Here is a 13,948-nt window from a genome sequence, read left to right as displayed (position 1 = left end):
TCCGCGGGAACGGGACGCCGGCCGGCGGTCTGGATGCCGATTAGCCGGCCGGCCGGGGCATCGGGTAACCTGGCCAGGTTGCCCGGGCGACGCCTGGTGGCGACCTCACGAACGATCAGACTTCAGGAGTATCCCGTGGCTAGCGTGTGCGACGTCTGTGGCAAGGGGCCCGGCTTCGGCCACAACGTGTCCCACTCGCACCGGCGGACCAACCGCCGCTGGAACCCGAACATCCAGTCGGTGCGTACCCCGGCCGGTGGCGGCACCACCAAGAAGTTGCAGGTCTGCACCTCATGCATCAAGGCCGGCAAGGTCACCCGCGCCTGACACGGGCGGCACCCCGACCGGAACCCGCACCGCCCTGGCCGCCGGATCGTCACGACCCGGCGGTCAGCCGTGTTCCCGGGTCCGTCTCCGCAGGCCATCGCTCGTCGCTGGGCGGGCACGGCCCACGCCGGCCCGGAACCAATCCACGCCGCGCAGCGCGAGCTACGTCAGGGCGCGCCCGAAGGACACGCAGCCGTCCCAGTCCCGGTAGTAGCCGAAGTTCTCGATCCGCCGGTAACCGCTCGACTCGTACAGCGCGATGGCCTCGGGCTGCTTGTCGCCGCATTCGAGGATGATCCGCTCCCGCCCGGCGTTCCGGGCGGACCGTTCCACCGCGGCCAGCAGTGCCCGGGCCACTCCTCGCCCCCGCGCCGTGGGCATCACGAACATCCGCTTCAGTTCGGCGACCCTCGCGTCGTGCCCGCGCCAGCCTCCGCATCCCACCGCCTCGCCGGCCAGGTGCGCGATCAGGAAGTCGCCGGTCGGTGGCACGAACTCGCTCGCCCGCACCGGTGTGTCGTCCCCGTTCCCGCCGTAGCGGGCACCGAGGTCAGCCAGCGCCGCCGTGACCAACCGCGTGGCCTCGGGTGAGTCGAAGCGCGCCGCTCGAATCTCGATCTCGTGCACCCGCAGAGCCTACGACCCGGGACGCCGGTCAGCGGAAGTGATCCCAGCCGGCCGGGCCGGTGAACGGCCGGCCGTCGACGGTGACCTGGCCGGCGGTCGGGGTGACGGCTCCCACGGCCCGCCAACCGTCGGGCAGCGCCGCGTCCGCGGGAAAGGTCGCGGCCAGGGCATGGTCCTCGCCGCCGCCCAGCAACCAGGTGTACGGGTCGACGCCCAGCGCCTGTGCGGCGTCGCGCAGCTGACCGGGCACCGGGAAGGCGTCCCGGCGCAGGTCGACGCCGACCCCGCTGGCCGTCGCGACGTGCCCGAGGTCGGCGAGCAGGCCGTCCGAAACGTCGATCATGGCGGTGGCCCCGGCACGCGCGGCCGCCGGTCCCGCCCCGTACGGCACCTCGGGTCGCCGGTACGCGCTGACCAGCAGCTTCGGCGTCCGGAAGCCACGGGAGAGCACGGTCAGGCCGGCGGCCGCGTGTCCGGTGCGCCCGGCCAGCGCCACCACGTCGCCGACTCGGGCGCCGGCGCGCCGCACCGGCGGCCGCCCCGCGAGGTCGCCGAGCGCGGTGACCGACACGGTGAGTGTGGGGCTGCCCGAGACGTCGCCGCCCACCACGCCGGCGCCCACCTTCGCCGCCTCGGCCGCCAGCCCGTCGGCGAGACCCTCCGCCCAGGCCACCGGGAGGTCGGACGGGGCGCAGAGCGTCACCAGCAGGGCCGTCGGCACCGCACCCATCGCGGCGATGTCCGCCATGTTCGCCGCCGCGGCCCGGTGTCCCACGTCCGCGGCGCTGGACCAGTCGCGCCGGAAGTGCCGGCCGTCCACCAGCACGTCGGTCGCCGCGACCACCCGCCCGTCCGCCGCGCTGACGAGCGCGGCGTCGTCACCCGGCCCGAGCAGGCAGGCGGCGCCGGAATCGAGCCGGGCGGTGATCCGGGCGATCAGCCCGAACTCGCCCGTCGTCGAGACCGTCTCCGGAGCGGCACCCGGGACAACGGTGCCGTCCGCCCCGCCCCGTCGCAGCGCACTCCGATCACTCACTGTCGCCTCCGTTGCCTACCGGTACTGATCCGTCCCGGTCCGTACGGTATTTTCTCCGTCGAGCCGCTCGGCGGCGGGACGGGAGTCGGATCATGGTCCAGGCGTACATCCTCATCCAGACCGAGGTCGGACGCGCGCGTGACGTGGCCGGGGAGATAGGCGAAATCCCCGGCGTGGTCCGCGTGGACGCCGTCACCGGTCCGTATGACGTGGTGGTGCTCACGGAGGCGCACACGGTCGACGAGTTGGGCAAGATGATCGTCAGTAAGGTGCAACTGGTGCCCGGGATCACCCGTACGCTTACCTGTTCGGTGGTGCGGCTCTAGGTGGAGCGGACCACGTCCTCGCGGCCCGCCGTGCCCGACCAGCCGCCGGCCCGCGACCCCGCTGCCCGGCAGGCCGCCCGGTGGGCTACCGCGGTGGCGTTGCCGGTCGCCCTGCTGGTGGGATTGTTCGCGTTCTTCCAGCTCCGGCCCGAGCCACCGGCGCCGTCCGCGACCGCACCGGGCCCGCAGTCCACCGCCCCGGTCACGGTGGCCGCGCCGGCGTTGCCGGACCGGGCTCAGGTGGTCTGCCGGGCGTTGATCGCCACGCTGCCGGGTTCCGTCCGGGATCTGCGGCAGCGGCCGGTCACGGCCGGTCCGGAGCAGAACGCCGCGTACGGAGATCCGGCTCTCCTGGTGCGCTGCGGAGTGCCGCCCGTCACCGCCTCCGGCACCGATGACCTCTGGAACATCAACGGCGTCTGCTGGCTCCCGGAGCAGACTCCGGAGGCCGTGGTGCTCACCACGGTCGACCGGGAGGTGCCGATCGCGGTGACGGTGCCTCGGGCTTACCCGGAGGCGTTGCAGTGGACGGCGCCGCTCGCGGAGGCCACGCTGGCCAGCGTCCGGTCGATCGCTGATCCGCCGCGGAGGTGCCGGGGCTGATCGCGGCGGGAGCGGTCCCCGGGTTCCGACCGCGACGGTCACCAACGCCGTGACCAGGAGCCGGCCTACCGGGTAGTACCCGCCTTGCGCGACCGCCCCTGCCGCGACCGCCGCCAGCAGCGCAAGGGCCCAGGTGGGTGGGGCGGTGGCGGTGACGGCCCGGCCGGTGACCAAGCCACGCCCGCAGCGGTACGCGCGGACATGCGTTCCCCCGTAGATCGCGACTGTCGTGCGACTGACGATTGAACACCCTGGGGAGGGCGGGACGGTTGCGTCAGGAAGGCGACAGTCCTATGTCGAGGACACTGTGGTATCGCCGGTCAATGCAGGCCGGTGCCTCGCTGTAACGCCGTCCGGATCAGCCGGTTCACCAACTTGGGGTACTCCAGCCCGGTGGCGGCCCACATCCGCGGGAACATGGACGTCGGGGTGAAGCCCGGCATGGTGTTCACCTCGTTGAGATAGACATCAAGTTCCGGCGTGACGAAGAAGTCGACCCGGGCCAGCCCGGCACCGTCCAGTGCGGTGAACGCCCGGCACGCGTAGTCCCGTATCCGCGCCGTCACGTGCTCGGGCAGGTCGGCCGGGATGTCGTACTCGCACGCGTCGTCGATGTACTTCGCCTCGAAGTCGTAGAAGTCGTGGTCGGCCACGATTCGCACCTCGGCGAGAAGGGATGCCTCGGGGGCCCCGCCGGTCTCGCCCTCCAGCACGCCGCACTCGACCTCCCGGCCGACGATGGCCGCCTCCACGATGACCTTCGGGTCGATCTCGCGGGCGGTCGCCACGGCGGCGTCCAGGTCGGCCCAGTCGGTCACCTTGCTGATCCCGAACGAGGACCCCGCTCGGGCCGGCTTGACGAAGACCGGCAGGCCCAGCCGGTCTCGGTCCACGTCGGACAGCGTCATCCCGGCACGCAGCACCGCGTACGGGCCGCTGGGAATGCCCTCGGCGGTGCAGAGCTTCTTGGCGAACTCCTTGTCCATGGCGGCGGCGGAGGCGAAGACGTTCGCCCCCACGTAGGGCACCCCGGCCATTTCCAGCAACCCCTGAATGGTGCCGTCCTCGCCGTAGGCGCCGTGCAGCACGGGGAACACCACGTCCACGCCGGCCAGGACGCGCGGTCCGTCGGTCGGATCGAGCACCATGAGGCCGTTACCGGTGGGGTCGGCGGGCAGCACCACGGCGGATCCGGTGTCGGCGGTGATTTCCGGGAGCCGTCGATCGGTGATGGCCAGCCGCTCCGGATCTCCGTTGGCCAGCACCCACTGTCCGGCTCGGGTGATGCCGACCGGCACCACCTCGAACTCGTCTGGATCGAGAGCGGCGATGACGGATCCGGCGCTGACGGCGGAGACACCGTGCTCGGGGCTGCGGCCGCCGAAGACGACGGCGACGCGGGTCTTGCCTGGGCTGCTCACGCGGGGTCACCTCTCGTTCGCGATGGCGGCACCGCGCCAGCGCCGGAAAGTGCGCCGTTCGGTGCCGCCGGTGCGGCTTCCGGGTGACCCTACTCTGCGTGCGGACGCACGGGGTCGCGCCCGGGACCGACCCCGTTTATCCGCATATCCTGCCGACAAACCCCTTACTTAGGGTTATTGACGGCTCGACCGCTCGTCATCATCGCGCCGGTTTCCGCGGTTTCCGCGACCTACCGCGATGACCTTGACCCGCTGCCGGCCGGCGCGGACCATCCCCAGCGCCATGAACGCCCCGGCGATCCGGTCGGCCGCCGCCCGGTCGCTCGCCCCCACCACCTGTCGACGCCGCTCCGGGCTGCTCCGCTCGTCCCGTCCTTCGGTCGGCAGCGGCCGGACGTCGGTGAGCACGACGAGATACCTGGCCGTCACCATGGCGCGCCGCCCCGGTCATCAGGCCCACGGCCACCGCGTGGTCCATGCCGCCCCGCCGCGCAGCCCGGGCAGCACACCGCGTACCACGCGCGCCCCGCCGGGCACCACGGGCCCCCCGGGCCACCGGGATCCAGAAGACAGACCCTGGGCACGGTCATGGCGATCCTCCAGGTGCGCGGCATCGGGCACACGACGATCGGGTACGGGAGAGGCCCGATCGTCGTGCTCCTCGCCCCCTCCCCGGGGTGTCACTCACCGCCACCGTCGACTCGACCACCGGCAGTGAGGATGTGCGCATAGATTGGCGGATGGGAAAACATGAATGCAACTCTCACCATTGTTCTCTCATGCGGGCTTTCCCATAGAAATATGTAAGCATCGATGCATGGCACCGAAGACCGCCCGCGCTCGCCGACTCGGATTCGCCCTGCGGTCCTACCGCGAGGCCGCCGGGTTGACCCTGGAGGAGGCCGCCGACGAGATCAACAGCACCCGCAGCACCCTGTCCCGGTACGAGAACGCGTTGACCCTGGTCAGCCCGGCCACGGTGCGGGCTCTTCTCGCCCTCTACCGGGTCAGCGACGAGGAGACGGCGGCCGTGGTACGGCTTGCCCGGGAGGCCCGGACGCCGGGTTGGTGGCAGTCCTATTCGGACGTGCTCGACCGACGCACATTGGACTTCATCGCGTTGGAATCCGAGGCGACGGTCGTCGCGAATTTCGAACCGTGCGTGGTGCCGGGACTGTTGCAGACCGCCGACTACATCCGGGCGGTAATGCGCGGCGCGCCCAACTCCCTCTCCGACAGCGAGGTCGAGCAGCGGGTGCAGGCCCGGCTGAGCCGCCAACAACGGCTGACCGGGAGCGAGCCCCCGATCTTCGACGCGATCATCGACGAGGCCGCCCTGCTCCGACCCGTGGGTGGCACCGGTGTGCTCGCTGCCCAACTGAACCAGTTGGTCAAGACCTCCGAGCTGCCGAACGTCACGATCCAGGTGGTGCCGCTGTCCGCCGGCTACCACCGCGGCACCGGCGGCTCCCTGCACATCCTCGAGTTCGCGGATCCGGAGGACCCGATTCTCGCCTCCGTAGAGACGGTGGCCGGCCAGCTCACCCTGGACCGGCCAGCCGATCTGCGCGTCTGCACGCGGGTCATGGAGAACCTGCGATCGGTCGCGCTGAGCCCGGACGCCAGCCGGGACCGCATCATCCACCTGCAGAAGGGACCCTGACGTGTCGACAAACCCGCCCACCGCGGACCACCCGGCCGGGTGGCGCAAGAGCACCCGCAGCGGTGATCAGGGCGCCTGCGTGGAGGTCGCGCTCGGCGGCCCGGACATCGGGGTCCGGGACTCCAAGGACGTGACCGGCCCCGTCCTGCGCTTCTCCCCCGCCGCATGGGCCGCCTTCGCCGCGGGACCGCCGGAGCCGCCCGCCCAGACCCCGGCCGCGCACGCGTAGCGCGTCCGGCACCGGACCCCGGTGGCCGCTGCCGCGTCGTGTCCCCGCGGCGGGCCTGGTAGCCGGGAACGACATACCGCGGAGCCACCGACCTGGCTCCGCGGTATGTCCGTTGAAGCGGGACGCCTACCGGGGACGCAACGCCTCCATCGCGGCGATCGCCACTCCCCGGGCGCCGGCCTGGTCCAGGTCGGGCACCAGCGCGAACTGGGCGACCGCACGCTGCTCCCGGCGCAGGCGGGTATGCGACTCAACGATCTCCAGGAACCACCGGCCGAAGTCGGGGGAAGCCTCCACCACACCGCCGCCGACAAAGTACGCGTGCGGATCGGTGAAGTTGGCCGCCAGGGTGAACAACCGGCCCAACGCGCGTGCCTGCTGGTCGAAGATGAGGCGGGCCATCGGATCACCACGCACGCCGTACCCGCGGACCAGCTTCGCCGCCTCCGCCGGCGGTCCGGCCGCGGCCAGCGGGTGCCCCTCGAACCGGGTCAGCCAGTAGGGCAACAGGTTCCGCGCGATGCCGGTCAGCGAGGCGATGCTCTCGGCGTCGCCGGCGAACCCGCAGGCGCACGTCGGCACCGGCTGCTCCGGCCCCAGCAGGCCGTCCAGGGGCAGGTGCACATGCCCCAGCTCGCCGGCCATCCCGGCGGCACCGGAAACCACCCGGCCCTGTTCGATCAGCCCACCCCCCAGTCCCGTCCCCACCACCACGGTGACCGACGAGCGGACCGCCGCGTCCTGTCCGAAGTGGACGTGGTGGGCGTAGAGCGCCGCGGCGTTGCCGTCGTTGTGATAGATGACCGGCAGTCCGAGCCGGTCCTGCAGCGCGCCACGGAAGTCGAACCCCCGCCAGGCCGGCTCGGAGAAGTTTGTCGAACCCTTTGCGGAGATGACCCCGGTGGCACTGGCCGGTCCCGGCGAGTCGAGACCCACCCCGAGCACCGCGTCGCGAGGCACCCCGGTGGCGGTCAGCACGGCGTCCATGGCGGCGACGAGCGCCTCGACGGCGGCCGGCGGCCCGTCGTGCACCCGGCTGGGCGTCTCCACGAGTCCATCCACCAGGAACCGGCCCGCCGAGTCGAGGACCGTGGCGTTGTTGCTGGTGCCGCCGTTGTCCAGGCCGACGACCACCGGCAGCCGCACGTCGCTCATGCCCGAACTCCCGTCGTCGCCAAGCCCGTGCCACCAGATCGTAGCGAGCCGGACGGCATCGCGCTGCCGCTCGCGGCAGCCCGGCCCAACGGCCGGATCAGCGCGGCCCAACGGCCGGATCAGCGCGGCCCAACGGCCGGATCAGCGCGGCCCGGCGGCCGGATCAGGCCGGCCCGGCCGCGTCCAGAGCCCGGGTGAGGTCGGCGACCAGATCCGCCGTGTCCTCGACGCCACAGGAGAGCCGTACGAAACCCGGCGTGGTGTCGTCGCCCCACTGCGCCCGGCGGTCGGCCGTGGTGTGCACGCCGCCGAACGACGTGGCGGCGAACACCAGCCGGGCGGCGCGCAGGAACCGTGCCACCCGGTCCGCCGAGCCGAGATCGAAGCCGAGGACACCCGGCATCCGCCGTAGCTGCGCGCTGGCGACCGGGTACGCCGGGTCGCCCGGCAGGCCCGGCCACCGGACACCTTCCACATCGGATCGTGCCGCGAGGGTTCGGGCAACGGCGGCCGCGTTGGCGCTCTGGCGAGCCAACCGCAGGTCGAGAGTGGCCATCGAGCGGTGCGCCAGCCACGCCTCGACGGGGCCGGGGACCGCCCCGGTCATCGTGCGCCAGGCGCGCAACCGCGCCGCCAGTGCCTCGTCGCGGGTGGCCAGGTAGCCCAGGAGCAGGTCCGAGTGGCCGGTGAGCGCCTTGGTCCCGGAGGCGACCACCAGGTCCGCTCCGAGGTCCAGCGGGCGCTGCCCGAGCGGGGTCGCCGTGGTGTTGTCGACCGCGAGCAGCGCCCCGGCCGCGCGGGCCCGCCGGGCCACCGCCGCCACGTCACAGACGTCCAGGCCAGGGTTCGCCGGTGTCTCCAGCAGCACCAGGCGCACGCCGGCCAGTTCCGGGTACGGTCCGGCGGTCGGCACCAGCGTCACCCGTACGCCCAGCTCGGTCAGTGTCTCGGCGGCGAACGCCCGGACCGGGAAGTAACCGTCCGCCGGCAGCAGCACCCGGTCGCCGGGACGCAGCACGGCCAGCAGCAGGCCGGTGACGGCGGCCTGCCCGCTGGCGAAGGCCAGGCAGTCACCGCCCTCCAGATCCCCGATTGCCGCCTCCAGCAACCGACGCGTCGGGTTGTCCGGCCGCCCGTAGCCATCCGGCGTGGCGTCCGGCCCCCGATCCGGATCGAGGTGGTACGGCGCAGCGAGGACCGGACCCGGCAGGAACGGCCGACCGGGGACCGGCTCCGGCAGACCGGCGTGCGCGCACCGGGTACCGTCACCCCACCCAACCGTCCCCGGCGGTTGACCGGTCATTCCGGTTTGGGCGACCGCGCCATCAGCGCCGCCATCGCCACCCTCGGCGAGACTCCCTCGTGGCACACCAACTCCACCTGCTCGGTGATCGGCATCTCGACCCCGTGCGCGCGGGCCAGGTCACGGATGGACAGGCAGCTCTTGACCCCCTCGGCGGTCTGCCGGGTGGCGGCCTGCGCCTGCTCCAGCGTCTCGCCCCGACCCAGGTGCTCGCCGAAGGTGCGGTTGCGCGCCGACGGTGACGAGCAGCTCGCCACGAGGTCGCCCATTCCGGCCAGACCGGCGAACGTCAGCGGGTCGGCACCGAGCGCCACCCCGAGTCGCGCCGTCTCGGCGAGTCCCCGGGTGATCAGCATGGCGCGGGTGTTGTGACCCAGGCCCATCGCGGTCGCCATCCCGTACGCCAGGGCGATGACGTTCTTGACCGCGCCGCCCAGTTCGGCCCCGATCACGTCGTCGTTGGTGTACGGACGGAAGTACGGCGTCGTGATGGCGCGCTGGACCAGCGTGGCGCGGGCCAGATCCACGCACGCCACGACGGTTGCGGCCGGCTGCTCGGCGGCGATCTCGGGGGCCAGGTTGGGTCCGGAGACCACGGCCACCCGGTCGGCCGGCACCGCGCCGGTCTCCATGATCACCTCGCTCATCCGCCGGGTGGTGCCGAGTTCGATCCCCTTCATCAGGGAGACCAGCGTCGCGTCGGGCTCGAGGAAGCCGGCCCACTCCGCCAGGTTGCCGCGCAGCGTCTGGGACGGCACGGCGAGCACCACGAGATCGGCACCGCTGATGGCCTTGGCGGCGTCGTCGGTGGCGGTCACCTGCTCCGGGAGCCGGATCCCCGGGAGGTAGTCGGGGTTCGTGCCGGTCGACCGGATGATCGCCGCCACCTGGGCCCGCCGGGCCCAGATCGTCACGTCACTGCCGGCGTCCGCGAGCAGCTTGGCGAACGCCGTACCCCAGGATCCGGCACCGAGGACGGCGGCCCGGCTCATTGCTCACCGCCGGCCGGCCGGCCGGTTTCCGACCGGGCGTCCCGGGACCACAGCGGGGGTGGGGTGCCGCCGCGCACCTCGGCCACGAGGTCACGGATGCGTAGCATGATCTCCTCGGTCATCTCGTCGAGGGTCGCCTTGGTCGGGTTCGCACCCGCCCAGCGGCTCAGGTCCACCGGTGGACCCGCCGTCACCCGCATTCGCAGGCCGGGCCGGAGGTCGACCTTCTTCGTCCGCGGATCGAAGATCTGCTCGGGGCCCCACATCGCCATCGGGATCACTGGCGCCCCGGTCGCCAGGGCCAGCCGGGCGGCGCCGGTCTTCCCGCGCATCGGCCACAGGTCGGGCTCCTTGGTGGTGGTGCCCTCCGGGTAGATGATCACCGCGCCGCCGGACCGGACGGCCGCCACCAGCCGGTCGAGGGACCTGGCGGCGTTCATCGTGCCGCGCTCCACCGGGATCTGCCGCACCTTGTGCAGCAGCCAGCCCACCACCGGCACCGTGAACACGCTCGCCTTGCCGAGGTACTGCGGCCAACGACCGGCGTCGTAGATGTAGTGCGCGGAGATCAGGGGGTCGGCGTGGGAGATGTGATTGGGGACGATGATCACACCACCGGTACGCGGGATGTGCTCCCGGCCGGACCACTCCCGGCGGGTCCAGAGGAACAGCGGCGGCTTGATCAACATCACGACGAAGCGTCGCCAGAATCCCAGCCTGCGCCGCGCCACCATGCCTCCTCGTCGTACCGCTTCAGCGACGCCCCGCCGACGCCCGCAGCGAAATCATGCCTGCTCGCGCCGGATGCGGCCAGTGCGGGGGCGACCCTGGACCGTCAGGGGGTGTCCGGCGGCGCGGCGGATGATCGCGGCTGCTGGCAGGATTGAGGCGTGACTGAGCCGATCTGGACGGTGGTGGTGCCGGTCAAGCGCCTCGACGCGGCCAAGACCCGGTTGCGTGGCGCGGTCGACGGGGTGCCCCACGAGCAGCTGGCCCTGGCCCTCGCGCAGGACACCGTGGCGGCCGCGGTGGCCTGCCCGGAGGTCGCCGCGGTGCTGGTCGTCGCCGACGCGTCGATGACCGCGGCGTTCGAGCCGCTGCGCGCCCGGGTGGTGCCCGAGGCCGGGGAGCGCGGCCTCAATGCCGCCGTGACGCAGGGCGCCGAGTTAATCCGGGATTGTCCGGTTGCGGCGCTTCCGGCCGATCTGCCAGCGCTACGCCCGCTGGAACTGGCGGCCGCCCTGCGGGCCGCCGCGGCCGAGCCCTCCGGCCGCCGGTTCGTGGCCGACACCCCTGGCACCGGCACCGTACTCCTGACCACCCCGGCCGGCGTCGCTCTGGACCCCCGCTTCGGGGCCGGCTCGGCAACGGCCCACGAGGAATCCGGCGCCGAACCGCTGCGTGGCACCTGGCCCACCCTGCGACGGGACGTCGACACCCCCGCCGACCTGGCGGCGGCCGCGGTGCTCGGCCTCGGGCGGCACACCAACGCGCTGGTCCGGCGGGTGTTCGCCGCCACCGCGGCGCACCGCTGACCGGTGTACGGTGCAACGCATGCAGGGCACCGTGGCGACCTACTCCCCGTCGACGAGGTCTGGCACTCTCCTGCTGGACGACGGTTCCGAGGTCAGCTTCCCGGCGGCGGCGTTCGACGCCTCGGGGTTGCGGCTGCTGCGGTTGGGACAACGGGTCCGGGTGGAGTACGGCCCGGACGGCGCCGTCAGCCGCATCGCCATCCCGACGTTCGACTGATCAACTGAGTCGAGTTCATTTTCCGTTCACCTGGATCGGGCCATGATGGGCCGGTGAGCACGCCCGCAGATCATTCCGGCCCGGACCCTCTCGACCGCGCGGAAACCGACGGCGACGCCAGCGCGAACGGCGGTGGCAACGGCGCCCGGCGGCGCGGACCGGACGGTCGGTTCCGGCGGCCCGAGCCGGCCGCTCCCACCGGCCCGGTTACCGCGGTCGACGACGGTCCGGTGTCTGGGGACGACCTGCCGCCGCTGCCCGACGACGGCCCGGTGTCCGGGGACGAGCTACCGCCGCCGCCACCCGACGACGGCCCGGTGTCCGGGGACGACCTGCCGCCGCCACCCGCTCCGCTGCCCGACGACCGGTTCCTCAACCGCGAGCTTTCCTGGCTCGACTTCAACGCCCGGGTGCTCTGCCTGGCCGAGGACCAGACCACGCCGCTGCTGGAACGGGCGAAGTTCCTGGCCATCTTCGCCAGCAATCTGGACGAGTTCTACATGGTCCGGGTGGCCGGGTTGAAACGTCGGCTACAGGCGGGGCTGCCGGTGCGTGGCGGCGACCGGCTGCCGCTGCGGACCCAACTGGAACGCATCGCCGAGCAGACCGCCGATCTGGTGGCCCGGCACGCCCGCTGCTTCGTCGATGACGTGCTGCCCCGGCTGGCCGCCGAGGACATCCACCTGCAGCGCTGGAGCGACCTGGGACCGGTCGAGCGGGAACGGCTGAGCACCTACTTCCGGGAACACATCTTCCCGGTGCTCACCCCGCTCGCGGTGGACCCGGCGCACCCGTTCCCGTACATCTCGGGGCGGTCGCTCAGCCTGGCTGTGACGGTCCGCGACCCGGACGGCGGGCCGGAGCTGTTCGCCCGGGTCAAGGTGCCGAACAACGTCCCCCGGTTCGTCCGGGTGGACCGGGACGCTCCCGGCTATCGCTTCCTGCCGGTGGAGGACCTCATCGCCACCCACCTCAGCCAGCTGTTCTCCGGCATGCGGGTGGTCGAGTGCCACCTGTTCCGGGTGACCCGCAACGCCGAGGTGGAGGTCGACGAGGACCGAGACGAGGACCTGCTGCAGGCGCTGGAGCGGGAACTGGCGCAGCGGCGGTTCGGGCCGCCGGTCCGGCTCGAGGTGGACGCCTCGATCTCGGACCATGTGCTGGAACTTCTGGTCCGCGAGCTGGACATGGACAGCCACGACGTGTTGCGGGTGCCCGGCCTGCTGGACCTGGCCTCGCTATGGCAGGTGTACGAGGCGTGCGACCGGTCCGATCTCAAGGACCGCCCGTTCGTCCCGGCGACCCATCCGCGCCTGGTCGAGGGCGAGGTGCCGCGCAGCGTCTTCGCCACCCTGCGCGACGGCGACGTGCTGGTGCACCACCCTTACCATTCGTTCTCCACAAGCGTGCAGCGCTTCATCGAGCAGGCCGCCGCGGACCCCCAGGTGCTGGCGATCAAGCAGACGCTCTACCGGACCAGTGGCGACTCCCCGATCGTGGACGCGTTGACCGAGGCGGCCGCCGCCGGCAAGCAGGTGGTGGTGCTTGTCGAGATCAAGGCACGGTTCGACGAACAGGCCAACATCGGCTGGGCGCGAGTGCTGGAACAGGCCGGCTGCCACGTGGTCTACGGCCTCGTCGGCCTGAAGACGCACTGCAAGACGGCGCTGGTGGTGCGCCAGGAGGGCAACCAGATCCGCCGCTACTGCCACATCGGCACCGGCAACTACCACAGCAAGACCGCCCGGCTGTACGAGGACTTCGGCATGTTGACCGCCGATCCGGCGGTTGGCGCCGACCTGACCGACCTGTTCAACGTGCTCACCGGGTACAGCAGGCAGACCGCGTACCGCCGGCTGTTGGTGGCGCCGCACGGCATCCGCAGCGGGCTGATCGAGCGGATCGAGCGGGAGGTCGCGCACACCCGGCTTGGCCAGCGGGGCATGGTCCAGATGAAGGTCAACGCACTGGTGGACGAGGAGATGATCGACGCACTCTACCGGGCGTCCCGGGCCGGCGTACATGTGGATCTGCTTATCCGGGGCATGTGCGCGCTGCGCCCGGGGGTGCCCGGGCTGTCGGAGAACATCCGGGTCCGCTCGATCCTCGGCCGGTTCCTCGAACACTCGCGGATCTTCCGGTTCGGCAACGACGGCGCCGGCGAGTGTTGGATCGGCTCGGCCGACCTGATGCACCGCAACCTGGACCGCCGGGTCGAGGCCCTGGTAAACGTCACCGACCCGGTAGCCCGGGCGGAACTGGACCACCTGATGACGACCGCGATGGGCGAGGATGTCGAGGCGTTCGACCTGGCCGCCGACGGACGCTGGCACCGGCGCGCGAGCACCCCCGAACGGCCGTTGGCGCACCTGCAGGAACTCCTGCTGCGGCGGATCGAGGGCGAGGCGGCCCAGCCGGCCACCGCCTGAGGGCTAGGCTGAGCCAAACATGCTGGCGAGGGAGCCGACATACCAGGTCAGCGAGCATTTCCGTGGCTGGGTGGCCGCGCTCCTC

The 13,948-nt window shown here is 72.2% G+C and carries 16 protein-coding genes; 8 read left to right on the top strand and 8 right to left on the bottom strand.

All coding sequences use genetic code 11. The annotated features are described in order from the left end of the window. The first annotated feature begins 135 nt into the window (after positions 1-135). Positions 136-327, top strand: a complete 192-nt coding sequence (rpmB, locus tag ACFQUZ_RS14725) for a 50S ribosomal protein L28 (protein WP_013284551.1) — start codon at positions 136-138, stop codon at positions 325-327. Between the two features lie 162 nt (positions 328-489). Here rpmB and ACFQUZ_RS14720 read toward each other — a convergent pair whose 3' ends face one another. Together ACFQUZ_RS14720 and ACFQUZ_RS14715 are read right to left on the bottom strand one after the other, a co-directional pair. Then, the gene (locus tag ACFQUZ_RS14720; protein ID WP_377442289.1) at positions 490-954 is read right to left on the bottom strand and encodes a GNAT family N-acetyltransferase; all 465 of its coding nucleotides are present in this window, start codon (positions 952-954) and stop codon (positions 490-492) included. A 28-nt stretch (positions 955-982) separates the two neighbouring features. After that, positions 983-1,972 (bottom strand): thiamine-phosphate kinase, encoded by a 990-nt coding sequence (locus ACFQUZ_RS14715; protein WP_377442427.1) that lies wholly within the window; start codon positions 1,970-1,972, stop codon positions 983-985. 110 nt (positions 1,973-2,082) lie between these two features. Between ACFQUZ_RS14715 and ACFQUZ_RS14710 the strand changes: the two genes are divergently transcribed. Together ACFQUZ_RS14710 and ACFQUZ_RS14705 are read left to right on the top strand one after the other, a co-directional pair. Next, on the top strand, positions 2,083-2,316 hold the full coding sequence (locus tag ACFQUZ_RS14710) for an Lrp/AsnC ligand binding domain-containing protein (RefSeq protein WP_377442287.1): 234 nt from the start codon (positions 2,083-2,085) through the stop codon (positions 2,314-2,316). Continuing rightward, positions 2,317-2,919: a DUF3515 family protein gene (locus ACFQUZ_RS14705; RefSeq protein ID WP_377442285.1), complete on the top strand. Its 603-nt coding sequence runs from the start codon at positions 2,317-2,319 to the stop codon at positions 2,917-2,919. 320 nt (positions 2,920-3,239) lie between these two features. Here ACFQUZ_RS14705 and ACFQUZ_RS14700 read toward each other — a convergent pair whose 3' ends face one another. Next, positions 3,240-4,340: a D-alanine--D-alanine ligase family protein gene (locus ACFQUZ_RS14700; RefSeq protein ID WP_377442283.1), complete on the bottom strand. Its 1,101-nt coding sequence runs from the start codon at positions 4,338-4,340 to the stop codon at positions 3,240-3,242. Positions 4,341-4,514: 174 nt separating this feature from the next. Further along, the gene (locus ACFQUZ_RS14695) at positions 4,515-4,772 is read right to left on the bottom strand and encodes a hypothetical protein (protein ID WP_377442281.1); all 258 of its coding nucleotides are present in this window, start codon (positions 4,770-4,772) and stop codon (positions 4,515-4,517) included. A 385-nt stretch (positions 4,773-5,157) separates the two neighbouring features. On the opposite strand from ACFQUZ_RS14695, the gene ACFQUZ_RS14690 reads away from it, so the two are divergent. After that, positions 5,158-6,003 (top strand): helix-turn-helix domain-containing protein, encoded by an 846-nt coding sequence (locus ACFQUZ_RS14690; RefSeq protein ID WP_377442279.1) that lies wholly within the window; start codon positions 5,158-5,160, stop codon positions 6,001-6,003. Between the two features lies 1 nt (position 6,004). Then, positions 6,005-6,232, top strand: a complete 228-nt coding sequence (locus ACFQUZ_RS14685; RefSeq protein ID WP_377442276.1) for a DUF397 domain-containing protein — start codon at positions 6,005-6,007, stop codon at positions 6,230-6,232. Positions 6,233-6,358: 126 nt separating this feature from the next. Here the strand turns inward: ACFQUZ_RS14685 and ACFQUZ_RS14680 are convergent, their stop codons facing one another. The 4 genes from ACFQUZ_RS14680 to ACFQUZ_RS14665 all read right to left on the bottom strand — a co-directional run bounded on the left by ACFQUZ_RS14680 (position 6,359) and on the right by ACFQUZ_RS14665 (position 10,413). Next, the gene (locus ACFQUZ_RS14680) at positions 6,359-7,387 is read right to left on the bottom strand and encodes an ROK family protein (protein ID WP_377442274.1); all 1,029 of its coding nucleotides are present in this window, start codon (positions 7,385-7,387) and stop codon (positions 6,359-6,361) included. Positions 7,388-7,550: 163 nt separating this feature from the next. Further along, positions 7,551-8,690, bottom strand: a complete 1,140-nt coding sequence (locus ACFQUZ_RS14675) for a cystathionine gamma-lyase (RefSeq protein ID WP_377442272.1) — start codon at positions 8,688-8,690, stop codon at positions 7,551-7,553. Then, on the bottom strand, positions 8,687-9,682 hold the full coding sequence (locus ACFQUZ_RS14670; protein WP_377442270.1) for an NAD(P)H-dependent glycerol-3-phosphate dehydrogenase: 996 nt from the start codon (positions 9,680-9,682) through the stop codon (positions 8,687-8,689). Before ACFQUZ_RS14670 ends, ACFQUZ_RS14675 begins: the two co-directional genes overlap by 4 nt. Then, positions 9,679-10,413: a lysophospholipid acyltransferase family protein gene (locus ACFQUZ_RS14665; RefSeq protein ID WP_377442268.1), complete on the bottom strand. Its 735-nt coding sequence runs from the start codon at positions 10,411-10,413 to the stop codon at positions 9,679-9,681. Before ACFQUZ_RS14665 ends, ACFQUZ_RS14670 begins: the two co-directional genes overlap by 4 nt. A gap of 159 nt (positions 10,414-10,572) precedes the next feature. Here ACFQUZ_RS14665 and cofC point away from each other — a divergent pair, with 159 nt between their 5' ends. Genes cofC through ACFQUZ_RS14650 form a run of 3 tightly spaced genes read left to right on the top strand, consistent with a single transcriptional unit; the run spans position 10,573 to position 13,863 of the window. Further along, a complete protein-coding gene (gene cofC, locus ACFQUZ_RS14660) occupies positions 10,573-11,217 on the top strand; it encodes a 2-phospho-L-lactate guanylyltransferase (protein WP_377442266.1) in 645 nt (214 codons plus the stop codon). A 19-nt stretch (positions 11,218-11,236) separates the two neighbouring features. After that, a complete protein-coding gene (locus ACFQUZ_RS14655; RefSeq protein ID WP_377442264.1) occupies positions 11,237-11,434 on the top strand; it encodes a cold-shock protein in 198 nt (65 codons plus the stop codon). A gap of 53 nt (positions 11,435-11,487) precedes the next feature. Further along, positions 11,488-13,863, top strand: a complete 2,376-nt coding sequence (locus ACFQUZ_RS14650) for an RNA degradosome polyphosphate kinase (protein ID WP_377442262.1) — start codon at positions 11,488-11,490, stop codon at positions 13,861-13,863. The last annotated feature ends 85 nt before the right edge of the window (positions 13,864-13,948 follow it).

This window comes from Plantactinospora sp. GCM10030261, from assembly GCF_042666615.1.
GTDB lineage: Bacteria > Actinomycetota > Actinomycetes > Mycobacteriales > Micromonosporaceae > KBS50.
Note: the sequence above shows the minus strand (reverse complement) of the source record. Positions and strands in the feature narration are given on the sequence as shown.